The sequence below is a fragment of the Burkholderia pyrrocinia genome, from assembly GCF_001028665.1.
Lineage (GTDB): Bacteria > Pseudomonadota > Gammaproteobacteria > Burkholderiales > Burkholderiaceae > Burkholderia > Burkholderia pyrrocinia.
Map to the genome: position 1 here is coordinate 2157924 of NZ_CP011504.1, position 24463 is coordinate 2182386.

Annotated in this window: 25 protein-coding genes; 13 read left to right on the plus strand and 12 right to left on the minus strand. The window is 66.8% G+C overall.

Annotated elements, in window-relative coordinates; genetic code table 11:
• Nucleotides 1-4: 4 nt before the first annotated feature.
• The 7 genes from ABD05_RS25850 (at nt 5) to ABD05_RS25880 (ending at nt 7695) form a co-directional block, all read left to right on the plus strand.
• Nucleotides 5-1504, plus strand: coding sequence for an APC family permease (locus ABD05_RS25850; protein ID WP_047902840.1), 1500 nt, complete (start codon nt 5-7; stop codon nt 1502-1504).
• A complete protein-coding gene (locus tag ABD05_RS25855) occupies nt 1501-2088 on the plus strand; it encodes a DUF3156 family protein (RefSeq protein ID WP_047902841.1) in 588 nt (195 codons plus the stop codon). Before ABD05_RS25850 ends, ABD05_RS25855 begins: the two co-directional genes overlap by 4 nt.
• A gap of 64 nt (nt 2089-2152) precedes the next feature.
• A complete protein-coding gene (locus ABD05_RS25860; protein ID WP_047902842.1) occupies nt 2153-3091 on the plus strand; it encodes a helix-turn-helix domain-containing protein in 939 nt (312 codons plus the stop codon).
• A gap of 166 nt (nt 3092-3257) precedes the next feature.
• Nucleotides 3258-4466 carry a porin gene (locus ABD05_RS25865; protein WP_047902843.1) on the plus strand — a complete coding sequence of 403 codons (1209 nt, stop codon included), beginning with the start codon at nt 3258-3260 and terminating at the stop codon, nt 4464-4466.
• A gap of 229 nt (nt 4467-4695) precedes the next feature.
• Nucleotides 4696-5934, plus strand: coding sequence for an ABC transporter substrate-binding protein (locus ABD05_RS25870; RefSeq protein WP_047902844.1), 1239 nt, complete (start codon nt 4696-4698; stop codon nt 5932-5934).
• Nucleotides 5935-5968: 34 nt separating this feature from the next.
• On the plus strand, nt 5969-6838 hold the full coding sequence (locus ABD05_RS25875; RefSeq protein ID WP_047902845.1) for a carbohydrate ABC transporter permease: 870 nt from the start codon (nt 5969-5971) through the stop codon (nt 6836-6838).
• Nucleotides 6835-7695 (plus strand): carbohydrate ABC transporter permease, encoded by an 861-nt coding sequence (locus ABD05_RS25880; RefSeq protein ID WP_047903809.1) that lies wholly within the window; start codon nt 6835-6837, stop codon nt 7693-7695. The genes ABD05_RS25875 and ABD05_RS25880 overlap by 4 nt, the downstream gene beginning before the upstream one ends.
• Before the next feature lie 32 nt (nt 7696-7727).
• Here ABD05_RS25880 and ABD05_RS25885 read toward each other — a convergent pair whose 3' ends face one another.
• Nucleotides 7728-8750, minus strand: coding sequence for a LacI family DNA-binding transcriptional regulator (locus ABD05_RS25885; protein ID WP_047902846.1), 1023 nt, complete (start codon nt 8748-8750; stop codon nt 7728-7730).
• 6 nt (nt 8751-8756) lie between these two features.
• Here ABD05_RS25885 and ABD05_RS25890 point away from each other — a divergent pair, with 6 nt between their 5' ends.
• Nucleotides 8757-9677, plus strand: a complete 921-nt coding sequence (locus ABD05_RS25890; RefSeq protein WP_158361670.1) for a phosphatidylinositol-specific phospholipase C — start codon at nt 8757-8759, stop codon at nt 9675-9677.
• On the opposite strand, the gene ABD05_RS25895 is transcribed toward ABD05_RS25890, so the two are convergent.
• Nucleotides 9674-10630 carry an alpha/beta hydrolase family protein gene (locus tag ABD05_RS25895; RefSeq protein ID WP_047902848.1) on the minus strand — a complete coding sequence of 319 codons (957 nt, stop codon included), beginning with the start codon at nt 10628-10630 and terminating at the stop codon, nt 9674-9676. The genes ABD05_RS25890 and ABD05_RS25895 overlap by 4 nt on opposite strands.
• A 282-nt stretch (nt 10631-10912) precedes the next feature.
• On the opposite strand from ABD05_RS25895, the gene ABD05_RS25900 reads away from it, so the two are divergent.
• Together ABD05_RS25900 and ABD05_RS25905 are read left to right on the plus strand one after the other, a co-directional pair.
• Nucleotides 10913-11191, plus strand: a complete 279-nt coding sequence (locus ABD05_RS25900) for a type II toxin-antitoxin system HigB family toxin (protein WP_047902849.1) — start codon at nt 10913-10915, stop codon at nt 11189-11191.
• 4 nt (nt 11192-11195) lie between these two features.
• Nucleotides 11196-11558 (plus strand): helix-turn-helix domain-containing protein, encoded by a 363-nt coding sequence (locus ABD05_RS25905; RefSeq protein ID WP_047902850.1) that lies wholly within the window; start codon nt 11196-11198, stop codon nt 11556-11558.
• A gap of 87 nt (nt 11559-11645) precedes the next feature.
• Here the strand turns inward: ABD05_RS25905 and ABD05_RS25910 are convergent, their stop codons facing one another.
• A complete protein-coding gene (locus ABD05_RS25910) occupies nt 11646-13571 on the minus strand; it encodes a potassium transporter Kup (protein ID WP_047902851.1) in 1926 nt (641 codons plus the stop codon).
• 366 nt (nt 13572-13937) lie between these two features.
• Here ABD05_RS25910 and ABD05_RS25915 point away from each other — a divergent pair, with 366 nt between their 5' ends.
• Nucleotides 13938-14465 (plus strand): GNAT family N-acetyltransferase, encoded by a 528-nt coding sequence (locus ABD05_RS25915; RefSeq protein WP_047902852.1) that lies wholly within the window; start codon nt 13938-13940, stop codon nt 14463-14465.
• Between the two features lie 18 nt (nt 14466-14483).
• Here ABD05_RS25915 and ABD05_RS25920 read toward each other — a convergent pair whose 3' ends face one another.
• From ABD05_RS25920 to ABD05_RS25940, 5 genes are all read right to left on the minus strand, one after another.
• Entirely contained in the window at nt 14484-15545 is a 1062-nt protein-coding gene (locus ABD05_RS25920) for an alkene reductase (protein ID WP_047902853.1), read from the minus strand.
• Between the two features lie 82 nt (nt 15546-15627).
• Nucleotides 15628-15936, minus strand: a complete 309-nt coding sequence (locus tag ABD05_RS25925; protein ID WP_047902854.1) for an ArsR/SmtB family transcription factor — start codon at nt 15934-15936, stop codon at nt 15628-15630.
• Between the two features lie 301 nt (nt 15937-16237).
• A complete protein-coding gene (locus ABD05_RS25930) occupies nt 16238-16696 on the minus strand; it encodes an MEKHLA domain-containing protein (RefSeq protein ID WP_047903810.1) in 459 nt (152 codons plus the stop codon).
• Between the two features lie 153 nt (nt 16697-16849).
• Entirely contained in the window at nt 16850-18361 is a 1512-nt protein-coding gene (locus ABD05_RS25935) for a phytoene desaturase family protein (protein ID WP_238594187.1), read from the minus strand.
• A gap of 131 nt (nt 18362-18492) precedes the next feature.
• Entirely contained in the window at nt 18493-19002 is a 510-nt protein-coding gene (locus ABD05_RS25940) for a pyridoxamine 5'-phosphate oxidase family protein (RefSeq protein ID WP_047902855.1), read from the minus strand.
• A 297-nt stretch (nt 19003-19299) separates the two neighbouring features.
• On the opposite strand from ABD05_RS25940, the gene ABD05_RS25945 reads away from it, so the two are divergent.
• Nucleotides 19300-20010, plus strand: a complete 711-nt coding sequence (locus ABD05_RS25945) for an HAD family hydrolase (RefSeq protein WP_047902856.1) — start codon at nt 19300-19302, stop codon at nt 20008-20010.
• Between the two features lie 85 nt (nt 20011-20095).
• Entirely contained in the window at nt 20096-21250 is a 1155-nt protein-coding gene (locus ABD05_RS25950; protein WP_047902857.1) for an alpha/beta fold hydrolase, read from the plus strand.
• Between the two features lie 39 nt (nt 21251-21289).
• On the opposite strand, the gene ABD05_RS25955 is transcribed toward ABD05_RS25950, so the two are convergent.
• From ABD05_RS25955 to ABD05_RS25970, 4 genes are all read right to left on the minus strand, one after another.
• Nucleotides 21290-22429, minus strand: a complete 1140-nt coding sequence (locus ABD05_RS25955) for a patatin-like phospholipase family protein (protein ID WP_047902858.1) — start codon at nt 22427-22429, stop codon at nt 21290-21292.
• Between the two features lie 120 nt (nt 22430-22549).
• Nucleotides 22550-22993 (minus strand): cupin domain-containing protein, encoded by a 444-nt coding sequence (locus tag ABD05_RS25960; RefSeq protein WP_047903812.1) that lies wholly within the window; start codon nt 22991-22993, stop codon nt 22550-22552.
• Between the two features lie 65 nt (nt 22994-23058).
• Nucleotides 23059-23400, minus strand: coding sequence for a cupredoxin domain-containing protein (locus tag ABD05_RS25965; RefSeq protein ID WP_047902859.1), 342 nt, complete (start codon nt 23398-23400; stop codon nt 23059-23061).
• Between the two features lie 19 nt (nt 23401-23419).
• Nucleotides 23420-24364 carry a metallophosphoesterase family protein gene (locus ABD05_RS25970; protein ID WP_047902860.1) on the minus strand — a complete coding sequence of 315 codons (945 nt, stop codon included), beginning with the start codon at nt 24362-24364 and terminating at the stop codon, nt 23420-23422.
• Nucleotides 24365-24463: the final 99 nt, after the last annotated feature.

Here is a 24463-nt window from a genome sequence, read left to right on the forward strand (position 1 = left end):
TAAGATGTCGGGATGGTCAGGAGTTACCGGCGCCGCGGGCGAGTCGTCCGCCGGCACGCCGGCCGAAGCGGGCGGCACGGCGCTGAAGGCAGGCGCGGTCGGTTTTCCGACCGCGCTGGCGAGCGCCGTCGGCCTCATCATGGCAAGCCCGGTGATCCTCACCGCGACGTCGGGCTTCGGGATGGGCGGCTGGGCGTTCGCGGTCGCGATGATCATCGCGTTCGTGATGATGCAGGCGCAGGCGACCACCTTCTCGGAAGCTGCCGCGATGCTGCCGACGGCCGGCTCGGTTTACGATTACCTGTCGTGCGGGCTGGGCCGCTTCTGGGCCATCACCGGCACGATCTCCGCGTATTTCCTCGTGCACGTGTTCGCCGGCACGGCCGAGACGATCCTGAGCGGCATCATGGCGCTCGTCAACTTCGAATCGCTGAACGCCGCGTTCGAGAAGCACAACAGCTCCTGGCTCGTCGGCGTCGGCCTCGTGATCACGTTCGCGATCACCAACATCATCGGCATCAAGGTGTTCAGCAAGCTCGAGATCGTGCTGACGGCCGGCATGTGGCTGTCGCTGATGATCTTCGGGATCCTCGGGCTCGCGGCCGCGCCGGCCGTGCACCTCGACGGCTGGTTCGGCGGCTCGGAAGTCGGCACGTCGGTGCCGGCCGTGCTGTCGCTGGTCGGGATGGCGATGTTCATGTTCGTCGGTTGCGAGTTCGTCACGCCGCTCGCACCGGAAATGAAGGAGCCCGGCCGCACGATTCCACGTGCGATGACGATCGGCCTCGTCGGCGTCGCGATCTGCATGTTCCTGTACGGCGCGGCGATCCGCCGCCAGGTCGCGAACGTGCCCGTGAGCCCCGACGGCCTCACGCACCTGCTCGACACGCCGGGCGCGATTCCCGCGTTCGCGCTGCAGGTGCTCGGCCCGTTCGGCCGCATCTGGTTCGGCGTCGCGTTCCTGTTCGCGGGCGCCGCGACGATCAACACGCTGATGGCCGGGCTGCCGCGCATCCTGTACGGGATGGCGATCGACGGCGCGCTGCCGCGCTGCTTCGCGTACCTGCATCCGCGCTTCAAGACGCCGGTGGTCGGCATCGTCGCGGCGGCCGTCGTGCCGATCTTCCATGCGTGGCTGATCAACGGCAATCTCGACAGCATCCTGCACCTGGTGCTCGCCGCGACCTGCGCGTGGGGCACCGCGTACCTGCTCGTCACCGCGTCGGTCGTGATGCTGCGCATCCGCCGCCCGGACCTGCCGCGCCCGTACCGTTCGCCGCTGTTCCCGCTGCCGCAGATCGTGTCGAGCGTCGGCATCGTGCTCGCGATCTGGTACATCACGCCGCCCGGCATGAACGCGCGCGACATCTACGTGCCGTTCGGCGCGATGCTCGGGCTCACTGCGCTGTATGCGCTGTTCTGGACGCTCGTCGTGCAGCGCCGGCATCCGTTCAGGCCGGTGCCGGTCGAGGAAGTGCTGCGCAACGAGCACGTCGCATCGTGAAGGCCGCACTTGCCCGGTGGCGCGCGGCGCCCGATGCGCCGCCACCCGGCCATCGGCCCGGCGCGATCGCCGCACGCGTGCTCGCCGACCTGCATGCCGCGCGCGACGCCGACGGTGCCGGCAGTCCGACGGCGCGGCTGCCGAACGGCGTGCGCGTGAGCGTCGAAGAGCGCGTCGAAGGCCAGTTCCTGATGCATACGGTCAGCGTGACGGTGTCGGCGACCGTACGCGGCCCGGCCGCCGAGGGCCGCGCCCGCGTGCGGCAAACCGGCTGGCTGCGTCGCACCGGCATCGATGCAGTGCCCGCGCCGGGATGCGACCCCGGGTTCGTCGACACGGTGGCTGCGCTGGTCGCCGAGCCGTCGCTGGCCGACGCGCTGCGGCTGCTGCACCTGACCGACTGCGCGATCGACGCGCGCGACGGCCGCTGGACGCTCGCGATCGTGCCGTTCGGCGGCAGCGAGGTCGTGAACCGGATGCCGTCGTTTCGCCGCTACGTCCGGCTGACCGGCGAGCAGGCCGCCGCGCTGTCGGCGGCCTGTCTTGCGTTCGAAACCGCACTGCACGGGATTTTGCGCGGGTAAAGTGTGGCGTTGCGCGCCGCGCCGGCGGCCGCGCCCAGGAATCAGGGTTTCACCGGAGGCGCCGATGTTGTTCCAGTCACGCTCGCACGAAGACGTGCACGACCACGGGCTCGCGATTGCGGGCTGGCATCAGGTCTACCGCCAGATGACGCCGGGCCGCTTCAGGGGCACGGTCACGCAGGTGCTGTACGACGATTTCCACTTCTTCCGCGAAACGACCAACCGGCGCGTCGCGCAAACCGGGCTCGCACCGGCCGGGCGCACGTCGCTCGCGGTGCCGCTGTCCGTGCCGCTGGCGGGCACGTTCCAGGGCCAGCCGGTCGACGGCTACGCGCTGCTCGCGCTGCGCGCGGGCGAGGATTTCGAATTCCACACGCCGGAAGGGATGGGGCTCGTCGGGATCAGCGCGGCGTCCGACATGGTCGACGAGCTGTGCGAGGCCGAATTCGGCACGGCCGGCGCGCGCAAGCTGCGGCACGTGACGCGGCTGTCCGATGCGCAGGGTGTCGCGCTCGGCGTGCGGCTGTCGTCGCTGATCGACGATGCGCAGCGCGACCCGGGCCACCTCGAATACGCGGCCACCCGCAAGATGTTCCGCGACGCGATGCTCGGCATGTTCCTCGATGCGCTCGAACAGGGCATCGGCGTCGAGCGCCGCGACATCACGCATGCCACCTACAGCGACATCGTGAGCCGCTGCGAGAAGCATCTGCGCGACCGGCCCGAAGAACCCGTCACCGTGCTCGAACTGTGCCGCGCGCTGCGCTGCAGCCGCCGCACGCTGCAAACCAGCTTTCAACGCGTCGCCGACGTCACGCCGGTCGGTTATCTGCGCACGATCCGGCTGAACGCGGTGCGGCGCATGCTGCGCACGACGTCGGTGCAGCAGCTCGGCGTCGGCGAGGCCGCCGCGAGCTGGGGGTTTACGCATCTCGGCTATTTCGCGCGCGAGTATCGCGACCTGTTCGGCGAACTGCCTTCCCAGACGACGCGTCCCGACTGACGCACGCGCACCGCGACGGCGCCGTCGGGCACCGTCGCAGGCGGCGCGATCCACCGTTTGCCGATTTGCGATAGAGGTCCTGAATTTTCGCTGGATAGAGTCCCGTCACTCATATCGACAACATCATCGATTTGCACTGCGAATCGACGACACCAGAGGACGGGACATGACGATCGGACGACGACTGGCCGCCGCCGCGGCTACGCTGGGTTGCATGCACGCGCACGCGCAGACCTCGGGCAGCGTGACGCTGTACGGCACCGTGGACACCGGCATCATCTACTCGACGAACCAGCAGTTCACGCGTGCCGACGGCAGCACGGGCGGCGGCCATGCGTGGCAGATGGGCGGCGGCAACCTCGTGCCATCCCGCTTCGGGTTCCAGGGCGCCGAGCCGCTAGGCGGCGGGCTCGACGCGGTGTTCACGCTCGAGCAGCAGTTCCTGTCCGCGAACGGGCAGGCGCTGCAGGGCGGCACCGCATTCAGCCGGCAGGCGTGGGTCGGGCTGCGCCAGGACGGGATCGGCACGCTCGGCCTCGGCCGCCAATACGATTCGTACACCGACATGCTCGGCGCGTATGTGTCGAGCAACAACTGGGCGACGCCGTACGGCTCGCATCTCGGCGACGTCGACAACCTGAACGCCGCGTTCAACTTCAACAACGCGGTGAAGTTCACCAGCGCCGATTTCAACGGCCTCACGTTCGGCGGCACGTTCAGCTTCGGCGGGCAGGCCGGCGACTTTTCCGCGAAGCGCGGTTATGCGGTGGCCGCGACGTACGCGCGCGCGCCGGTGGCGTTCTCGGTCGGCTATCTTGACCTGCACCAGCCGCTCGACGCGGCGCTCGGCGGCGCGAGCGGCTATATCGGCGATTTCGCGTGCAGCAACCCGGGCGCGATGTACTGCCTGCTGCAGGACGCCGGCTCGATGCGCGCGTTCGGCGCGGGCGGCTCGGTGACGCTCGGCGCGGCGACGGTCGCGCTCACGTACACGCATACGCACCTCGGCGACAGCCGCTATTTCTCGACCACCGCGCAGCCGCGCACGCAGGCGTTCACGTTCGACATCGGCGAGCTGAACGTCACGTACATGTTCACGCCCGCGCTGCAGGGCGGCGTCGCGTACATCTTCAACGCCGCACATACCGACGGGCGCGGCACGACGCGTTTCCACCAGGTGAACGTCGGCACGAACTACAGCCTGTCGAAGCGCACGGCGCTGTATGCGGTCGCGATCGGCCAGATCGCGAGCGGCACGGGGCTCGGGACCGACGCGAACGGCAGCGCGGTGAACTACGCGCAGATTCCGGTGCTCGCGAACAGCAACTCGAGCCGGCAACTGGCGGTGATGGCCGGGATCCGCGTGAACTTCTGACCCGGCCGGGAAGGTCTGGCCGGGAAGGTCCGGCCGGGAAGGCGGCGCCGGGGCGGTCAGGCGGGCGGGGCGGCAGGGCACGGCGGCTGTCTCTTCCGTCGCGTGCCATAAATTCTTAACGATCGGCGTGAACAATGGCGTTCGCTTCAGGCGGCCGGAAGCGTCACTCGTGTTGCACACGTGTGCAACGCCTGGCCGTCCCGCCACCACGCCGAACGAGAGAGACCTCATGACCTTGCTGAGCCGCCTGCGCGCGCTGTCCGCCGCCCTTGCGCTGTCCTTCGCCGCCACGCACGCCGTTGCCGCGGATCTCGTCATCGCAGGCCGCGACGACATCTACGGCAAGGGGCTGGCCGACGCCGTCGCCGGCTTCAACAAACTGCACCCGGGCACCGAGATCGAACTGCTCAAGCTGCCGAACGCGAACCTGTACCAGAAGCTCAAGCTGTCGATGCGCGAAGGCACCGGTGCGTACGACCTCGTGATGATGGACGACACGTGGGCGCCCGAATTCATCGGCAACGGCTGGCTGAAGCCGCTGCCGGCGTCGCTTGCGGACGCCGATCTCGTGCCGTCCGCCGTCGCACTCGGCCGCAACGCGGCCGGCGCGCTGTATGCGCTGCCGATCGTCGGCAACGTCGAGATGTTCGCGTACCGCAAGGACCTGCTCGCGAAATACAAGCTGCAGCCGCCGCGCAACTGGGACGACGTGCTGAAGATCGCGCAGACCGTCGGCGGCGCGGACAAGAGCGTGTCGGGCGTGGTGTTTCGCGGCACGAAGGGCAACCCGGTCGTGACGGGCTTCCTGCCGATCCTGTGGGCGTACGGCGGCGACGTGTTCGACCATGCCGGCAACGTGACGATCGATTCGCGCGAGGCGCAGGCCGCACTGAAGACGTTCCTCGCGCTGAAGGCGTCCGCGCCGAAGGACGTCGACGTGTACGGCGCGGCGGAAGTGCGCGATGCGCTGCAGCGCGGCACGGCTGCGCAGTCGATCGAAGTGTGGCCCGCGTGGGTGCCGGCGCTCGACGATCCGAAGCAGTCGCGCGTGGTCGGGCAGATCGCGCTGCAGCCGCCGCCCGGGCAGACCGCCGGCCCGGCGCCGATGCTCGGCATCTGGCAGATGGGCATTCCGAAGGACGCGCCGCACGCGAAGCTCGCGCAGGACTTCCTGGCGTACCTGAGCTCGCGCGACACGCAGACGCGCCTCGCCGGAATCGGCATTCCGCCGACCCGCCGCAGCGTGTTCGCCGATCCGGCGCTGGTGCGCCAGTATCGCTGGTATCCCGATCAGTTGAAGGCGCTCGAGGCCGGCCGTGCGCGGCCGCGCGTGAAGGACTGGCAGCAGGTCGAGAGCATTCTCGGCGACCAGCTCCAGCTCGCGCTGACCGGGCAGTCGGCGCCCGATGCCGCGCTGCGCCAGGCGCAGCAGAAGATCGCGCAGGCGATGGCTGCGGCCGGCAAGTGACGGCCCGCTTCGATACATCGCCCGGACACCGCGCATGAAAACCTTCGGCCGCAGCCTGCCGTTCGTCGCGCTGCTCGGTCCGGCGCTGCTGGTGCTCGCCGCGCTCGCGCTGTATCCGGTCGCGCAGGTGCTGATCGATTCGTTCTGCCGGGTCGACTACGCGGCCGGCCGCCGTGCGTTCGCGGGGCTCGCGAACTATCGCGCGGTGCTCGGCGACGACGCGTTCACGGCCGGCTTCGGCAACACGCTGCGCTTCACGATCGTGGCGTCGCTCGCCGAGGTCGCGCTCGGTTTCGGCCTCGCGCTGCTGTTCGTGCGCGCGTTTCCGGGGCGGCGCATCGCGCTGCCGCTCGCGATCCTGCCGATGATGCTGTCCACGCTCGTGTGCTCGGCGATCTGGCGCAACTGGCTCAACTTCGACGGCTTCCTGAACGCGCTGCTCGCGGCGTTCGGCATCGAAGGCGTGCGCTGGTTGTCCGATCCGCATCTCGCGCTGTGGTCGCTCGCGCTCGTCGACATATGGCAGTGGACGCCGATGGCGTTCCTGATCGTGCTGGCCGGGCTGCAGTCGATTCCCGGCGAACTGTACGAAGCCGCGCGCACCGACGGCGCGAGCGAGTGGCAGTGCCTGCGCGACATCACGCTGCCGCTCGCGGCGCCGCAGATCGGTCTCGCGCTGCTGCTGCGCTCGATCGACACGTTCAAGCTGTTCGACAAGGTCTATGCGCTGACGGGCGGCGGCCCCGGCAACGCGACGCAGACGCTGTCGACCTATATCTACGACACGGGCTTCCGCTTCTTCAACGTCGGGCCGGCGAGTGCCGCGTCGGTGCTGATGCTCGCGGCGTCCGCGGTGCTGGTTTCGGGGTATGTATGGCAAACGGTTCGCAAGCGGCGCGCATGACGGCGCGCCCTGCAGGCATCACGCACGCGCGAACGGGCGCCGCATTCGGTCGCGCGATGCCGTGGGCGCTGCGCGTCGCCGCGCTCGCGCTGTTGCTGCTGCCGTGCCTGTGGATGGCCGGCGCGGCTTTCATGCCGACGCTCGAACGCCTCGATCATCCGTTGCGGATCTGGCCGGCCGCGCCGACCTTCGAGCATTTTGCGTCGGTGTGGTCCAACGGCATCGGCGCGCCGCTCTTCAATTCGCTGCTGGTCGGATTCGGCACGACGCTGCTGGCGCTGGCGCTCGCGTTTCCGGCCGCGTATGCGCTCGTGCGGCTGCGGTTCCCGGCGCGGCTCGACCTGCTGTTCCTGGTGCTCGTGCTGGCGTTGAAGCTGATGCCGCCGATCACGATCGCGGTGCCGTTGTTCGCGCTCGCGAAGCGGCTGCACCTGCTCGATTCGACGCTCGGCCTGATGCTCGCGTATCAAATCTATGCGTTGCCGATGGCGATCTGGATGCTGCTCGCGTTCGTGCGCGACGTGCCAGTCGAATACGAGGAGGCGGCCTGCATCGACGGCGCGGGACTCGCGCGGCGACTCGTGCAGATCGTGCTGCCGCTGTGCGCGCCGGGGCTGATCGCGACCGCGATCTTCGTGTTCATCGCCGCATGGAACGAGTTCCTGATCGCGCTGCTGTTCGTGTCGACGCCGAGCCGCTTCACGCTGCCGCTCGCGATCGCCGGCTATGTGACGGAGAACGGGATCGATTGGGGCGACCTGATGAGCGCAGGCTTGATGGCGTCGCTGCCCACGCTGGCCGTGGCCGGTTATGTGCAGCGCTACCTGTTGCGGGGGTTCGCGGGCGGGTTGAAGTGACGCGCGGCAATGCCGCGCCCGATTTCACCGTGTCATGCGCAGCTATGCCGCACCACCTGCGTGACCGGCACGACGCGCGTGCGCGACGGGCCGTCGAACGTCTGCATCCGGTCGGCGAGCAGGTCGATCGCCGCGCGCGCGAGGCCGCGCGTGTCCTGCCGGAGCGTCGTCAGCCGATAGGCGTCGTATTCGGCGGCCGGGATGTCGTCGAAGCCGATCACGCGCAGGTCGTCCGGCACGCGCAAGCCGAATTCGCTGCGCGCGACGTCGATCACGCCGAGCGCGAGCAGGTCGGACGAACAGAACACGCCGTCGGGCCGCTCGCCGGCCGCGAACAGTTGCCGCGCGGCGTCGATCCCGCATGCATGGGTGTCGGATGGCGTGTCGAGCACCCGCGCGAGCGTCGCGTCGAATGCGTCGCCGTGCCCGATCGCCTGCTCGAACGCGGCGGCGCGCGACTGCGCGCTGTAGCTCGCACCGCGCGGCCCGACGAACGCGAGCCGGCGCGCGCCGGCCCGCACGAGCCGCTGCGCCGCATGGACGGCGCCCGCCGCGTTGTCGCTGACGACGACATCCGCGCCCGGCAGGTTCGCGTCGCGGTTGATCATCACGACGGGGATCCGGTGTTCGAGATACTGCTGCGCCACCGACAGCGGCGGCGACGCGGACGTCATCACGAGGCCTGCGATCCGGTAGCTGAGCAGTTGCTCGAGCGATTGCCGGACCTGGCGCGGGTCTTCCGCATTGGTCACGAGCGGCGTGAGCGCGCGCTGCCCGAGCGCGGCCATCAGGTCCGTCAGCAGCCGCGCGCGAAACGGATTCTCGAAGCCGGCCGTCACGACGCCGATCATGCTGCTGCGCTGCGTGATCATGTCGCGCGCGATCAGGTTGACCTGGTAGCCGAGCGCACGCGCGGCGACCATCACGCGTTCGCGCGTTTGCGGCGCGATGCTCGCCGTCGGCGAGAACGCGCGCGACACCGCGGAGCGCGATACACCGGCCCGCGCCGCGACATCCGACGCCGTCACCCACGGTTTTCTTTCCTTGTCATTCATCGATTCATGATCCCTTCGAGCCACGAAACGTGCATGCCGCTCGCCGACTGGATGTCGGCGCTCGACGATGCGCGGCTGCTGCATACGCTGACCCTACCGGGCAGCCATGACACCTGTGCGTATACGGTCGACGATCGGCTCGTGCGCACGCAGCGTGCACCGCTCGACGCGCAGCTCGCGCACGGTGTGCGGCTGCTCGACATCCGTTGCCGGCACGTGCGCGATGCGTTCGACATCCATCACGGCGGCATCGCGCTCGGCATGACGTTCGACGATGTGCTGGCAACCTGTACGCGTTTTCTCGATGCGCATCCGCGCGAATGCATCGTGATGTCGGTGAAGGACGAATGGCCGGCGCACGCGTGCACGCGCAGTTTCGATGCGACGTTCGACGCGCATCGTGCGCGGCACCCGCGGCTGCGCTGGCATGCCGGTGGCACGCTGCCCGCGCTCGGCGACGTGCGCGGCGCGGTCGTGCTGCTGCGGCGCTTTCGCAGCGGCCGGCCGCTCGGCATCGACCTGACCGCGTGGCCCGACAATGCGACGTTCACGATCGATCATCCCGACGGCGCGTTCGTGATCCAGGACGAATACCGCGTGCCCATCGCCGCGTCGATCGGCTGGAAGTGGCGCGCGATCGACACGCTGCTGACGCATCTGCCGTCGCCGGAAAGCGGCCGCTGGGCAATCAATTTCTGCAGCGGGACCGGGATGGGCGCGAATCCGTCGACGGTCGCGCATGGCGACGGCCGGGTGCAGGGCATTCATGCGCGGCTGGCCGAACGATTGCGCGAGCAGCGCGGCCCGTGCGGCGCGATGCTGCTCGATTTCTGCGACGACGACGATTGGGCGTTGGTGCGCGCGCTGATCGAGTGCAACGACCATGCGCCGGCGCGGGGCGTCTGGCGCAAGGCGTTTCGCTGTTAGCGGAGCTTCGCGCTGAAGAACGCGAGCGCTTTGGCGTCGAATGCCTGGTGAAAGGCGACGCGATCGAATTCACCGGCGTCGACGCACACGCGCGGCACCTTTTGTTTCAATGCGTCGGAGCAGGGTGCGACGAACGCGAAATGTGCGGCATGCCGAACGACGTGGAATTCCGGCCGCTGCGGCAACAGGCCGGCCAGCGCGGGGAGGGTGGCCGGCTCGACGCCGTCGCCGCCATCCTCCGACGCCCAGAGCTGGATCGGGGCATGAACGTCCTTCACCGTGTCGGCGGTCGGGAATTCGTCGAGCGGATCGGCCAGCACGTAGGCCTTGATGCGCGGGTCGTGCGTCGGCGGCGGGAGGACAAGTTCGCGGTCGCGAATCTGCCGGCAGATCAGCAAGGTCGGGTCTGTGCACGCGACCTGCGCATGCACGTAATCCGGATTGCCGCCGGCCAGCACCAGACCGGTATAGCCGCCGCGCGAAAAACCGAAGAAGCCGATCCGTGCGGGATCGATTCGAGCGGCGTCGGATGCATTGCCCAGCATGTAGTCGACCAGGCGCTTGATGTCGACGGGGCGTTCGACGAACTCTTGAATGTCGGCCGCGCGGCTCATGTCGGAGAACGTGTCGCCCGGATGATTGATCGCCGCGACCACGAAGCCCGCGTCGGCGAGCGTTTCCGGGAGATCGTGGTGGTCGAGGAACGTGCCGCCGTGGCCGTGCGAGATCACGACGAGCGGCAGCTTGTCGCCGGCGGTCGGGCAATCGCGCTTCCCTTTCAGCTCGTAAGGGCCGACTGTGAATGCCTGCGCGGTGTCCGCGCAGGGCGTCCATACGATGGCCTTCAGTTCGGGGCCGGCGGCGTCGGCCGGGATCCGGACGAACTTGACGCCGGCCGCATGCGCGACCGTTGCGGACAGACAGAGCAGGATAGCCGATAGCCAGGTTTTCATTGTGTATGGTTCCCGGAGCAGGGCGTTGGCAGGTCGCCATCACGATGCGGCGTATCGTGACGAAAATCTGCAGCCGTGTACAGAGGCGCCTTTACCGACCTCGCTCTGCCGTGACCCAATCGCCGATGCATCGGTCAATATCCGCTGCACGTCACAACGCACATTATTGAGCGCGGTGCAGTGGTGCTGGAACGAGTTCCGTGTCGCGGCACTGCGAGAGTTCTGCCTGCGATCTGATATGTTCGCCACACTTCATAACGAATAATCGGGCGACTGGTGCGCATGCGCGGAATGATGCGCGGTTGTCTGCAGGCCGAGCAGGCATTGCTCGCGTGGCACGCGGAAGCGTCGAAGGCCGATTGGAAGGCCCCGCAGCACATCAAGGATCAGTACGCTAGCGCCAGCTTCGTCGGTCGGAATCGTGTGGTCTTCAACATCAAGGGCAACGACTTTCGGCTGATCGTTGCGGTGGCCTACCAGATCGGCGTGGTGTACGTGAAGTTTGTCGGCACGCATGCGGAATACGACAAGGTGGATGCAGCAACCGTAGACATGGAGTAACGAAATGAACATTCACCCGATCCGAACCGAGGCCGATTACGATGCCGCTTTGAAGGCAGTGTCCGCGCTTGTCGATGCCGATCCGGCGCCTGGCACGCAGGATGGCGACGAACTGGAGATTCTGGCGATCCTGATCGAGCGCTACGAAAGCGAGCACTTCCCGTTGAAAGCACCGAATCCGATCGATGCGATCAAGTTTCGAATGGAGCAGGCAGAGCTGTCGGTTCCTGACATGCAGCCGTACATTGGAAACAGCAATCGCGTGTACGAGGTGCTGGCTGGCCGACGGGCACTGAGCCTTGCCATGATCCGCAAGCTGCATGCTGGGTTGCATATCCCTGCAGACGTGCTGATCGGGACTTCGTAATCGACGCAAGGGTGTCTGGTCGTGTAGCGCGTTCGCGCCGGAAGCGGTTGCGATTCGCGATATCCGCATTCCAGTGCGCGAGCCGTGCTAGATCTCGACCCGTGCGCCGACCTCGATCACGCGGTTGGCCGGCAACTTGAAGAATGCGGCGATATTGCCGACGTTGTGCAGCATCACCGCGAACAGGCGTTCGCGCCATAGCGCCATCCCGTGGCCTGGCGTCGGCACGACCGACGCGCGGCTCAGGAACCACGATGTCTCCGCGGGTTCGAACTTGAGACCCGCCGCCTTGCTCTCGCCGAGCGCCTTCGGCAGATCGACTTCGTCCTTGAATCCGTACGTGACCGTTACCTGATGACAGCCGGGGCAGAGCAGCTGCACCCGCATGCGCTCGCTGTCGGGCACCCAAGGTACCTCCGCGGTGATCACCGTCACGAACACCACGCGTTCATGCAACACCCGGTTATGGATCAGGTTGTTGACCAGCGCATGCGGTACCGCCTCGGGAGTCGGCGTCAGGAAAATCGCGGTGCCGCCCACACGAGCCGGCGAGCGCGCGAGCAGCGACGCCAGGTAGGGCTTGAGCGGCGTCGTGCCGGCGCGCACGCGTGCTTCGGCAAGCAACATTTCCCAACCGCGGCCCCAGGTCGCCATGATCGTGAACGCCACCGTGCCGATCGCGAGCGGGAACCAGCCGCCCTCGACGATCTTCAGCAGGTTCGCGGACAAGAACATCGCGTCGATCATGAAGAAGAACGCGGTCGCGAACACGCAGAGCAGCCAGTTGTAATGCCATGCGTAGCGGACGACGAAGAACGTGAGGAACGTCGTGATCAGCATCGTGCCGGTGACGGCGATGCCGTATGCGGAGCCAAGCGCGGTGGACGAGCCGAAGCCGAGCACCGCCGCGACCACCGCGGCGAGCAGTGTCCAGTTGATGCCGGGCACGTAGATCTGGCCCATTTCCTCGCCCGACGTGTAGACGATGTTCATCCGCGGCAGGAAGCCGAGCTGCATCGCCTGTTTCGTCATCGAGTAGGTGCCGGAGATCACGGCCTGCGATGCGACGACCGTCGAGATCGTCGCAAGCACGATCATCGGCAGGATCGCCCATTGCGTAAAGAGCCGATAGAACGGGTTCTGCAGCGCGCCGGGATTGGCGAGCAGCAGCGCACCCTGGCCGAGGTAATTGAGCGCGAGTGCGGGGAACACGACGCCGAACCATGTGACGCGAATCGGCCGTTTGCCGAAATGGCCCATGTCCGCATACAGTGCCTCGGCTCCCGTCAACGACAGCACGACGGCGCCGAGCGCGACGAACGCGAGCCAGCGGTGATGCAGGCAGAAGCCGAGGCCGCGCAGCGGATCGAGCGCGGCCAGAATGGCCGGTGCGTCGGCGATATTGACGAGGCCCGCGATGCCGATCACGACGAACCATGCCACCATCACCGGCCCGAACACGGCGCCAATCCCGCTCGTGCCATGCTTCTGCATGATGAAGAGCGCGACGAGCGCCGCCAAGGTGACCGGAATCACGTAGGTTTTCAGCACCGGCGCCACGACCTCGAGGCCCTCGACGGCGCTCAGTACCGAGATTGCCGGCGTGATCACGCTGTCGCCGAAAAAGAGTGCGGCGCCCATCACACCGACGACGAGCAGCGTGCGGCGCAGCCGCGGACGCGTCGTGACCGACGACGCGGCGAGCGCAAGCAGCGCCATGATGCCGCCTTCGCCATGGTTGTTCGCTCGCAGGATCAGCATCACGTACTTGAGCGAGACGACCACCATCAGCGACCAGAAGATCAACGACACGATCCCGACGATATTGAATGCGTTGAGCGCCAGGCCGTTGACCGGATCGAACACGGTCGACAGCGTGTAGAGCGGGCTCGTGCCGATGTCGCCGTAGACGACGCCGAGTGTGGCCAGCGCCAGCGCCGGGAGGGCCGGCTTGTGAGGGTCGGGCATGCCGAGCCGGTCGGCCTCCGACGCGGCGGATGCAGAATGTCCCATCTGTCCCTCCGGATTCTGTCGCGCAGCGGCGAAGCGGCCATACGGGCCGATGTGCTCCGTCGCTCGTTTCTTTCTTTATCGGGGTGAGATCCGAATGCCGACAACGTCGTTGGGCGCTGCGGTTAGAGAAAGTATAGGAATAGCTTGCAAGACATTGGAAAGGGGGCGCAACGTGGCAGGTCGGGCGTTGACTTGCGCGCGCTTGCGAAGGGTGAAGCGGTTGGCGCGCCGCTCAGCGCGTCGCGATCGCCACTGCCGCACCGGCCATTGCGGCCGCGCGACGGACCTCGTGTGTGGGGCGTTCGAAACGTATGAAGTTTCGATTATAGTGACGGCCGTTCCAGACTACCTGCCTGAATTGCCTTCATGTCCGCATCGATCCAGATCCGTCCCGCCAAGCGGGAAGACGCGGCCGCAATGGCCGCCGTGGAAGTCGCCGCCGCGCAGCGGTTTCGCGAGATCGGCATGACCGACATTGCGGACGCAGAGCCGACCGATACGGCCGACGTGCTTGCGCGTATCGACGATGGCCGCGCGGTTGTCGCGGTCGACTCGCAGGGTGCGTGCGTCGGGTTTGCGTTCTACCGGCTGCTCGATGCGCAGCGGTTGTATCTGGAGGAGCTGGATGTCGCGCCGTCGCATGCCGGACAGCGGATCGGCGCGCGTCTGATCGAACAGGTGGCGGCGCGCGCGGCGCAGCAGGGTATCGCGCAGGTCGTGCTGTCGACGTTCCGCGATGCACCGTGGAATGCGCCGTACTACGCGCGCCTCGGTTTCCGGATCATCGACGACGCATCGCTCGACGACACGCTGCGCGCGATCCGCGCGCATCACGTCGCGCGCGGGCTCGACGAGACACAGCGCGTGTTCATGCGCGCGGACGTGCGCGCCTGAACACGTGCTGCCCGGCCGTCAGGCCGCGTCGCTCAGCGCCGGGTAGTCGGTATAGCCCGTTTCGCCTTCCGCGTAGAACGTCTCCGGCACCGGCTTGTTCAGCGGCGCGCCGAGTTCGAGGCGGCGCGGCAGGTCGGGGTTCGCGATGAACAGCTTGCCCCATGCGATCGCGTCGGCGCTGCCGCTCTCGAGTGCGGCCTGCGCGGAATCGAGCGTGAACTGCTCGTTCGCGATCAGCGGGCCGCCGAACGCTTCCTTCAGGCGCGGGCTCAAGTGGTCGCCCGAATACGATTCGCGCGTGAAGATGAACGCGATCTTGCGGCGGCCGAGTTCGCGCGCGACATAGCCGAACGTCGCCGCCGGATCGGAATCGCCCATCGTGTGCGCGTCGCCGCGCGGCGCGAGGTGCACGCCGACACGGCCGGCGCCCCACACGTCGACCGCCGCGTCGACCACTTCGAGCAGCAGGCGCGCGCGGTTCTCGATCGGGCCGCCGTAGGCATCGGTGCGGCGATTGGTGCTGTCCTGCAGGAACTGGTCGAGCAGGTAGCCGTTCGCGCCGTGGATCTCGACGCCGTCGAAGCCGGCCGCCTTCGCGTTTTCGGCACCCTTGCGGTACGCGGCGACGATGCCCGGGATCTCGTCGAGTTCGAGCGCGCGCGGCGTCACGTACGGACGCTGCGGACGCACGAGGCTCACGTGGCCGCCCGCGGCGATCGCGCTCGGCGCAACCGGCAGGTCGCCGTCCAGGAATACCGGATCGGAGATCCGGCCGACGTGCCAGAGTTGCAGCACGATGCGCCCGCCGGCCGCGTGCACGGCCTGCGTCACCTGCTTCCAGCCCTCGACCTGCTCGTCGGACCAGATGCCGGGCGTGTCCGCGTAGCCGACACCCTGCGGCGTGACCGAGGTCGCCTCGGTAATGATCAGGCCGGCCGACGCGCGTTCGGCGTAATAGCGGGCCATCAGTGCGTTCGGCACGCGCGTCGCGCCCGCACGGGAGCGGGTGAGCGGCGCCATCACGATGCGGTTCGGCAGGGTCAGGTCGCCGAGGGTAACGGGATCGAACAACGTGGGCATGGCAGATAACCTCTTCACGAAAGGCGGGCGCGCCGTCGCGTCATGCGCAACGCAGGCCCGCATGGCCGATACGGCCGGTTGGCTAGAGATCGCGGCGCAAAGCGTCGTGAAATGCGTCGATGACGGCCTCGTTGCGCCGGAAGAACGCCCACTGGCCGATCCGCGTCGACGTCACGAGCCCCGCGCGTTCCAACGTCGCGAGGTGCGCGGAAACGGTCGACTGCGACAGCCCGCAGCGCGCGTCGATCTGGCCCGCGCAGACGCCGTGTTCGTACGGCAGCGTCTGCGCCGGAAAATGCTCGCCCGGCGTTTTCAGCCAGACGAGGATTTCCCGGCGTACGGGGTTCGAGAGCGCTTTCAGGATTGCGTCGATGTCGATTTCGGTCGGCATGGATGGAGCGGGTGTTTCGGTCGGGCAGACGGGTATCGTCGATGGGCGAATCATATATCGGGATTTGACGATATGTTTGAAAGCACTGCTGGCTATGGGGTTGATAGCTGTCGACCGAGGCGATCCGCTGTCGCCGCGGGAGGCCGACCGGCGCATGCTATGGGGCCAGAGCTAACCATCGCTCACGATGCGCCGGGTGGTCCGGCGCTGCACGCACGCTTGTCGCAGGTGCTCCTTTTCCGGTTGGGGGCGCAATCAATACCGGCTTTGCGTTGTGTCGTGCGGACCGCCGGTGATGCAATCAGATGTCACTTGTACGGGGAATGACGACTGCCTGGCCGTGCAATCTGCCGTCCGTGTCGAGAAGTTGCCACAGTGTTGCTTCCTCGATCATGAAGCGCTGGCCGGATTTCGTGATGCGAACGCCTTTGTATCCGGTCTCGTAACCAAGCCGCTGTACGCGTGCGAGGAATTGCTGCCGTTCCTCGCGATTCGGCGCTTCGGCAGAGAGCCGGGATGGAAGTCGGGTGATTTCATCCCAGCTATATCCGAATCGGCGCTGCGCGGCCTTGTTGGCGTAGATAAAGAGCGGATCAGGGTCGGTGTTGTGTGCAAGCACTGCGAACGGGGCGCACTCATAGAGCCACTCGGTTGCGTCATTCTCGGGAACGGTTGCCGGCACGAGCGGACGACCGAGCAGTTGAGCATGGCTGTCGGCAAGCAACTGATAGAAGGCTGGATCGCGAAAGAGCGGAGTCATCTGACACATCACACCCGGGAATATCGGAAGCCGTTACGATACAGCAGCTTCATGCGACGCCGGGGCCGTCACCGAATTTCCCGGATCGTTTGAAATCGCCAGGATGCAAATACCGCTCAAGCCTTCCGCTTCACTGGATCGACCTGCCCGAAGTCATGCAAGGCTCACTCGCACATGCCCGCGTATGTCCCGTACTGCCGCTTCCGCGGCCTGGGCGCCGGAGAGAATCGCCGTGGGTACGCCATACCCCGGGAACGTAGTTTGTCCTCCGAGATAGAGACCGCGCAGCCCAGTCCGATGCGGAAAGAACTTGTCAGGCGTGGTGCCTGGCGCAATGCCGTAGAGCGCCCCCTCGTATAGATGCCGTCCGCGCGCGAAATCCTGCGGATCCGATACACGGATGTTTTCGAAGCAAACGCCGGGAAGATGGGCCTGTATCGCGTTGAGATAGTCGCCGACCGCGGCCTGCGTCATCGCGCTCGTCCATCCCGATGCGGAATGGATTCCCGTTGCTGGCGCATACAGTTCCAATACTGCCTTGCCATTTGGCGCAAGACCCGGCAGCACCTGTGACGGACAGGTGTAGGCGAGCCAGCGAGGAGCGCCGGGCGTCAATTCATGCATGGCCGCCTGTTGCGGCATCGGGGGAACATGATTGGTAATGAAGGCGCGTGGCAGCGCGGCGCCGGTGCAGCCGATCTGGATTGAAATCGCGCGATGCGAGAGCGGCGCCACGCGGGCCTTGTGCGCTAGCCGTCGAGGTACGGCGTGGGCGGGCAACAGGTGGCGGACCACTTCGAAACCTGAACACGTCGCCACGACGCAATCGGTCGAGATGCGCTCGCCGTCGGCAAGCGCGATGCCCCGGGCGGCCCCGTTCTCTACGAGGATTTCGCGTACATGGGCACCGAACCTGATCGGCACCGACCTCCTGGCCAGTTCGCGCGCCATGGCGGAGCTGATGGCGCCCATGCCTGCGCGAGGCAAATGGAATCCCTCTTCCAGCATGGCCAGCAAGCCAATGATCTGCGTTGCCGGAAGGCGATCGGGCGGTTGCCCGGTGTAGAGCAGTGTCGATGCAACAGCCGCCTGCAGGTCTGCATCAGCGAAGTGCGACGCGATCAGGCGGCTGACCTGCCCATTCATGCGGGGCAGGTAACGCCACAGTTTGCTTAACGTCCGCAGAAGCGAAGGCTCCTGCGGCAGAACGTCATCAACCAGCATCCGGTAGACGGGGCCCCATTGCTGTTGGAGCCTGCCAAGGCCGTCACGCAGTTGCTGTGTCCGTGAAGCCTCCCTGTCGCCTTCCACATATGACGTGCCGGCACTGGACAGATGAACGGCCGTTCTATTCTCCAGATGCGTAACGTGAGGCCGTTCGATGGCCACCATCGGAACCTCGCGATCGAAGTCGAGACCAAGGCGCCGGAACGACGCGCGAATGAGCGAGGGCACCGCGACATACATCGCGCCGTTGTTGAAGGTGAACCCGTTGGCCGTCGTGGTGGAACAGCAACCGCCGGCCTCGTCCGAGGCCTCCAGTACGACGACAGGTCTGTCATTGCGTGCCAGCGTCAGCGCGGCAGCCAGGCCGGCCAAGCCTGCGCCGATCACGACGACGGGTTCCTTGCCATTGCTCGTCATACGATCCCTCATGATTTGCACGATGAGCAATATTGCGTATCGTGCATAAAAGGCGAAGTCGTGACAAGTCTCGACCGCATCGAATGCCGGCGAACAAGACTTGCCATCACAGGGCAACGATCGACGCTCGGCTTGCCGCGTCGAGAGGGCGGTCAAGGATGCAACGGTTCGCCATCGGCCGGGAACGTATTCCGGGCGTGCCAGTCGCCATCCTTCCGAATCAGCCGAACCGAGTTGAGACCCACCGGATCAGGCGCAATCCCCCGCATGCGCGACCACAGTTCAACCCAGGCGGGCTCACAGGTAATGGTCACCACATAAGGATCGTCCGGCCCGTTCGGGAACCAGGTGCGCAGTGATTCTTTCCAGATGCGTTGCTTCAGCGCAGTTTCCGCGGAGACTGTCGGGATGGTCCCGATCGTCACGTATCCTCGGTCAGCCATGCTGAGGAAGGACAGACTGATCGCCTGCCCCTGGCGAATCTCCAGCGCCTTGCGCGTTCTCGAATCGGTCATGAAACGAATCGTGAGGTCCTGCCCGATCTCCAGCACCTCGACGACCCTGGAGTTGATCTGACCGGACGCGTCGTTCGAAGATACAAAACAGAAGGCGCAATTGCTGACGATTTCAGTTGCTTGTTGAAAGAGTTGGCTTGCATTCATGATGATGTGCGATAGCGTTTCAGTGGTGAGCCTTGAACATCGAAGGCTTCGCAGGACGTCAGGCCTGCCGTAGATGTCAAATTGCTCGGGAGGTAATGCCATTTAGTGCACTAAATGCAACTGTATACGTCGTGCATTATTTTGACAACATGCGCTGGAGGTGTCCGCGTGGTGTTCCGCACGTGCTGCCGTACTGACGTCTGCACCTCGATATGCAACTGTTCGCTGACCTCTTTGCCCATGCTGTGAAACGGTCTGCACGTGCGCGCGGGCCTTTCTTGTTTGAGGAGACCTTTCATGCCTGTTCGGGCCGTCATATTCGACTTCGATCTGACGCTGGCGGATTCGTCCGCCGCGATCATCGAGTGCACGGAATACGCGTTGCACCAGCTTGGCGTCGCCGGCGCGACGCCTGCGCAGATCGGCGCCGTGATCGGGCTGCCGCTGCACGAGATGTTCCGTTCGGCGACAGGCGAAACCGACCCGGCGCGGGCCGACGCGTTCGCGCGGCACTTCGTGGCGCGCGCCGACGAGATCATGGTGCACGGCACGCGCATCTATCCCGAAGTCCCGCCGCTGCTCGCGCGTCTGCGCGAGCAGGGTCTCGCGGTCGCGATCGTTTCGTCGAAGTTTCGTTACCGGATCGACGCAATCCTCGCGCTGAACGGATTGCAGTCGCTGGTCGACGTGCTGATCGGCGGAGAAGACGTGCAGCGTCACAAGCCGGATCCGGAAGGGCTCGAGCTGGCGCTGGCGCGGCTTGGCTTGCCGGCCGCTTCGGCGATCTACGTGGGCGACCATGCGGTGGACGCGCAGGCGGCCGAGCGGGCCGGCGTGCCGTTTGTCGGCGCGGTGAGCGGGATGACGTCGTTCGACGCATGGGCGCGTGCGGGCAAGCAGGCGGTGACCGCGCATATCGGCGAACTGGCCGCGATCGTGCGGCGGATGCAGCGTGCTTCGGGTGAAGTCCGCGTCGATGCCGAACGTGGTGCAGAACAGGCCGACTGAACCGCTTTCCGCAACCGGTCGGCAGCGCGCGACGGATTCTGCGACCATCGCCGTTAAAGTCCTATCCGCAACCCGGTCCGTCGCCATGTCACTCATTTCCGTCGCCTTTGCAAGAATCCGGCTCTCGCGCGTGCTGCCGGCCGCCCGAACGCTGTCATACACGATTCCGCTCGCGGCAGCCTGTGCCGCAATCGGTGTGCTGGGCGGCGCGCGTCCGGCCGATGCCGCCACGCAGCGCGAACGTCTCGAGGCCCCGGTCAAGGCCGTCGCCGACCAGCGCGTGGCCGTCGCTACGCCGCAGGGCAGCGCGATGCTGCCGGTCTACGCCGACCATCCGCTCGACAAGGCCGCGCCCGACGTCACGCGCGTCTTCATCGTGATTCACGGCACGCTTCGGAATGCCGACGCGTACTACGCGTCGGGGCTCAAGGTCGTCGGGAAGGCCGGCGCGGCCGGGCAGGGCACGATGGTCGTCGCCCCGCAGTTCCTGACGCGCGCCGATACGCGTGCGTTCTCGCTGCCCGCGCAAACGCTGGCCTGGACCCAGGAAGGATGGAAGGGCGGCGAACCGGCGCGCCAGCCGGGCCCGGTCAGTTCGTTCGCCGCGCTCGATGCGTTGCTCGCACATTTCTCCGATCGCAGCCTGTACCCCGCGCTGTCGACCGTGGTCGTGATCGGTCATTCCGCCGGCGCGCAGTTGCTGCAGCGCTACGCGGTGGCCGGGCACGAAGGCGACGCGCTGGCGCAGGCCGGCATTGCCGTGCGCTATGTGGTGGCGAACCCGTCGAGCTACCTGTATTTCGACGACGAACGGCCGGACGCCGGCGCAATCGCGGGCGGCGCCTGCCCGCGCGCGACGGAATGGAAATACGGGTTGAAATCGGCGCCGCCTTACGTCGCGTCGCAGGACGTGCGCGATCTCGAAACGCGCTATGTCGAGCGCCATGTCGTGTACCTGCTCGGGCAGGCCGACACGAACCCTTACACGCATTTCATCGACCGCTCGTGCGCGGCGATGGCGCAGGGGCCGTACCGGCTCGCGCGCGGGCTCGCGTATTTCGATTACCTGAAGAAGCGCCATCCGGACGATCTTGCGCAGCAGGTCGTCGAAGTGCCGGGCGTCGGGCACGACAATCTCGGCATGTTCACGTCGGCTTGCGGGCTGGCCGTGCTGTTCGGCCAGGCGTTGCCGCAATCGTGTCCGGTCGTCGCCGGAACCGCGCCGGCCGCGCCCACCTGATCGCGCCGGTACGATCGGCGCGCGGTGCAGCGCCGCGCGTCAAGCCGGTTTTTCAGCGGCCGGCGGTGCGTCCGGGTCGAATACGGTCAATCCTTCCGTCGGGTCCGTCGGAATGTCCCACGGACGTGCGGCGATGGCCCGCTTCGCGGCGTCGTAGCCGGCCTGCCGGCGGGCTGCGATGCCGGCCGGCGTGAAATCGATGTCCTTCAACTGATTGTCGCCGTCGAGTCGCGGTGCCGCGAGCTTGATCAGGTGCATCGTGGTCTCGCATCCCCATGCGGCGAGCCGGCGCACGGCAGGCGACGCGCGTTCGGCTTCCGGCACGTGCCGGGCCAGTTCGCGGATCACGTGGCGCAGCCGGTGGATCTGCTGCTGGCGCGCGATGTGGCTGTCGGTGCGGCTCGCGTACTGGATGTCCTTCTGCCGTTCCGACACCTGCCAGATGCTCTCGGGCTCGGGGCCGGCCGGATTCCACATCTGCACCGAGAAGATGATCGAACTCCGGCGCGGGTTGTCGTCGAGCACGACCTCGACCGGCGTATTCGAATACACGCCGCCGTCCCAGTACGGCTCGCCGTCGATCCGTATCGCCGGGAACGCGGGCGGCAGCGCGCCCGAACTCATGATGTGGTCGATTCCCAGGTGCGTATCGCGCGAATCGAAATAGCGCATCGCGCCCGTGCACGCATTGACCGCACTGACGGTCAGGCGCGGGTGGCCCGCGTTCAGCAGGTCGGGATCGATCAGCGACGCGAGCGTGTCGCGCAGCGGCGCGATCCGGTAATACGATGCGCGATCGACGCCGAGGCGGACCATCGGCCCGAGCCACGACGCCGGATTGGGCTGGAAGAAGCCCGCGATGCCGCCGCCGATGATCATCAGCTCGGCCAGTGTCTTGTCCCAGCCGGGCAGCAGCGGCGAGACGTCGAAACGGGTCCGTTCGGTCACGCGCTGCCAGAACGCCAGCAGCTTCTCGTAACGCCGTTCCGGCGGATTCCCGGCGATCAGCGCCGCGTTGATCGCGCCGATCGACGTGCCGACCACCCAGTCGGGCCGGATACCGGCTTCGTCCATCGCCTGGAAGACGCCGAGCTGGTACGCGCCCAGTGCGCCGCCGCCCTGGAGCACGAGTACGACTTGCCCGGGGAGGTCCATTCGTGCCGGCTGGCTCGCGGTCATGGCTTGCCTCGCTGCGTGTGACGGTGGGTCGGATCCGAACAGTTCGATTCAGTGTAGGCGATCGGCGGCAGGGGATCGCCTGATGCGTATCGGCGGGCATGCGCCGCCGGGCGGCTGGCGTCACGCGTCCGGGTACGGCGTACCGTCCTTGTGCAGGAACCGGCCGTCGCGGCTCGGGCTCATCATGTCGATGTCGGGGCAGGTGATCACGTCGTCCGGCGAGCGCGAGCCGACCTCGAGATAGACGGCAACCGCGTCCGACCGGTTGACCAGGTGATGGCCGTTGCCCGAGCCTTTCGGAAACGCCGCGCAGTCGCCCGCGCACAGCACGGTCTCGCCGCCATCCTCGATCATCACGAGTTCGCCTTCGAGCACGTACACGAACTCGTCTTCGTCGGAATGCCAGTGGCGCTGGCTCGACCAGCCGCCCGGTGGCACGCGCATCAGGTTGACACCGAAATCGCGCAGCCCGCCGGCGTCGCCGAGGCGCTGGCGGATGCGCTGCGCGCACGGCGCTGAGGTCGATCCTGGGCATGGGCGGCTCCGTCTGCCACGCGGGCGAATGGGACGGTGGTCATTGTAGGCCGCCACCGCCCGCCGTTCGCCCGCGCGTTTCGTGGCGGGCCGCGTCATTCCACGGTGATCGTCTCCTTCATGTACGGATGAATCCCGCAGAACACCTTGTAGACGCCCGGCTTGTCGAAGCGGAACGAGTACGTATCGTCCTGGTCGAGCGCCTTCGAATGAAAGATGCCGGCGTCGTTGACGATGGTGTGCGGTTCCCCGTCGAGGTTCTTCCACGTGACCGTCGTGCCGGCCTTGATCGTGGTCGACATCGGCGAAAACATGAAGTTGTGGATCGTGACCAGCGGGCCGGCCGGCCCCTGCGCGAACGCGGCGAGCGGCGTGCCGGCGGCGGCCGCGCACAGGATCAGCGCCGCGATGATTTTTGGTTGCTTGAGACGGGTCATGTCGGTCTCCTTATGGCTATCAGGCCAGCGTCGCGTCGTGCAGCGCCGATGCGGCCGGGTGGCCGGCGAATTCCACGGTCGTCACGCCGAGCATCTTCGGCAACTGGTCGCGCGGCACGGTGAGCGGCACGGGGCCCGGGCCGTTGCCGGCCGTCGGCTGCGGGAACGCGGTCGAGCGCGCCGTATGGAACGTGATGTTGCCCTCGACCTTCGACACGATCTGGTGGATGTGCCCGTTCAGCACGGTGACCGAGCCGAAGCGGCGCAGCAGCGCCATCGTCTGCGGCGCGTCGCCGGTGCCCCAGCCCCACGGCTCGTAGATGGTCCACATCGGCATGTGCGAGAACACGACGATCGGCGTGCTCGACGAGCGGCCCTTCAGATCCTGCGCGAGCCACGCGAGCTGGTCGTCGCCGAAGCTGCCGAGCCCGTTCGGCTTGAAATGCATCACGTTGACGAGGCCGATGAAATGCACGCCCGCGTGATCGAAGCTGTAATAACCGCGGTTGTCCGACGCCTTGCCGAAGCGGCCGAAGTATTCGGCGCCCGAACCGTCGGTGACGTCGTGCTCGCCGGGCACCGTGTGCAGTTCCGGCACGCGCAGCGCGGACAGCAGTTGCGACGCGTGGTCGAATTCCTCCGGTTTGGACAAGTGCGTGATGTCGCCGGTGTGGATGGTCAGCGCGGGCATCGAGGGCATTCCGTTGACGAGGTCGATCGTCTGCCGCAGCGTGGCCGACACGTCGGGATTGGCGTCCTTGTTGAAGCCGATGTGCGTGTCGCTGATCTGTACGAACAGCGGCCGGCCCGCACCGGCCGGGAGTGCATCGCCGGTTTGCGCGAGCGCGAGGTCGAACGGCGTCAGGATGCCGCCCGACAGCGTAAACAGTGTGCCGAGGCCGCCGAAGGCCATGCACTGCAGGGCCTTGCGGCGCGACGGGCGGGTGGGATTCGATGAAGACATGGGAGCCTCGCAATCGTATGACGAAACGGGACGGCCGGATCGTCCTGGAATAAACCGGCGCCTTCGTGTGCCATACCGGGGCAACGACGGTTTTATTCC

What these genes read in the sequence shown, in the direction of transcription:
- ABD05_RS25860 (WP_047902842.1), top strand. Translation starts at nt 2,153, where the DNA reads ATGTTGTTCCAGTCACGCTCGCACGAAGACGTGCACGACCACGGGCTC.
- ABD05_RS25950 (WP_047902857.1), top strand. Translation starts at nt 20,096, where the DNA reads ATGTCACTCATTTCCGTCGCCTTTGCAAGAATCCGGCTCTCGCGCGTG.
- ABD05_RS25870 (WP_047902844.1), top strand. Translation starts at nt 4,696, where the DNA reads ATGACCTTGCTGAGCCGCCTGCGCGCGCTGTCCGCCGCCCTTGCGCTG.
- ABD05_RS25880 (WP_047903809.1), top strand. Translation starts at nt 6,835, where the DNA reads ATGACGGCGCGCCCTGCAGGCATCACGCACGCGCGAACGGGCGCCGCA.
- ABD05_RS25925 (WP_047902854.1), bottom strand. Translation starts at nt 15,936, where the DNA reads ATGCCGACCGAAATCGACATCGACGCAATCCTGAAAGCGCTCTCGAAC.
- ABD05_RS25875 (WP_047902845.1), top strand. Translation starts at nt 5,969, where the DNA reads ATGAAAACCTTCGGCCGCAGCCTGCCGTTCGTCGCGCTGCTCGGTCCG.
- ABD05_RS25885 (WP_047902846.1), bottom strand. Translation starts at nt 8,750, where the DNA reads ATGAATGACAAGGAAAGAAAACCGTGGGTGACGGCGTCGGATGTCGCG.
- ABD05_RS25895 (WP_047902848.1), bottom strand. Translation starts at nt 10,630, where the DNA reads ATGAAAACCTGGCTATCGGCTATCCTGCTCTGTCTGTCCGCAACGGTC.
- ABD05_RS25970 (WP_047902860.1), bottom strand. Translation starts at nt 24,364, where the DNA reads ATGTCTTCATCGAATCCCACCCGCCCGTCGCGCCGCAAGGCCCTGCAG.
- ABD05_RS25865 (WP_047902843.1), top strand. Translation starts at nt 3,258, where the DNA reads ATGACGATCGGACGACGACTGGCCGCCGCCGCGGCTACGCTGGGTTGC.
- ABD05_RS25955 (WP_047902858.1), bottom strand. Translation starts at nt 22,429, where the DNA reads ATGACCGCGAGCCAGCCGGCACGAATGGACCTCCCCGGGCAAGTCGTA.
- ABD05_RS25915 (WP_047902852.1), top strand. Translation starts at nt 13,938, where the DNA reads ATGTCCGCATCGATCCAGATCCGTCCCGCCAAGCGGGAAGACGCGGCC.
- ABD05_RS25920 (WP_047902853.1), bottom strand. Translation starts at nt 15,545, where the DNA reads ATGCCCACGTTGTTCGATCCCGTTACCCTCGGCGACCTGACCCTGCCG.
- ABD05_RS25905 (WP_047902850.1), top strand. Translation starts at nt 11,196, where the DNA reads ATGAACATTCACCCGATCCGAACCGAGGCCGATTACGATGCCGCTTTG.
- ABD05_RS25910 (WP_047902851.1), bottom strand. Translation starts at nt 13,571, where the DNA reads ATGGGACATTCTGCATCCGCCGCGTCGGAGGCCGACCGGCTCGGCATG.
- ABD05_RS25930 (WP_047903810.1), bottom strand. Translation starts at nt 16,696, where the DNA reads ATGACTCCGCTCTTTCGCGATCCAGCCTTCTATCAGTTGCTTGCCGAC.
- ABD05_RS25965 (WP_047902859.1), bottom strand. Translation starts at nt 23,400, where the DNA reads ATGACCCGTCTCAAGCAACCAAAAATCATCGCGGCGCTGATCCTGTGC.
- ABD05_RS25945 (WP_047902856.1), top strand. Translation starts at nt 19,300, where the DNA reads ATGCCTGTTCGGGCCGTCATATTCGACTTCGATCTGACGCTGGCGGAT.
- ABD05_RS25900 (WP_047902849.1), top strand. Translation starts at nt 10,913, where the DNA reads ATGCGCGGAATGATGCGCGGTTGTCTGCAGGCCGAGCAGGCATTGCTC.
- ABD05_RS25850 (WP_047902840.1), top strand. Translation starts at nt 5, where the DNA reads ATGTCGGGATGGTCAGGAGTTACCGGCGCCGCGGGCGAGTCGTCCGCC.
- ABD05_RS25890 (WP_158361670.1), top strand. Translation starts at nt 8,757, where the DNA reads ATGATCCCTTCGAGCCACGAAACGTGCATGCCGCTCGCCGACTGGATG.
- ABD05_RS25940 (WP_047902855.1), bottom strand. Translation starts at nt 19,002, where the DNA reads ATGAATGCAAGCCAACTCTTTCAACAAGCAACTGAAATCGTCAGCAAT.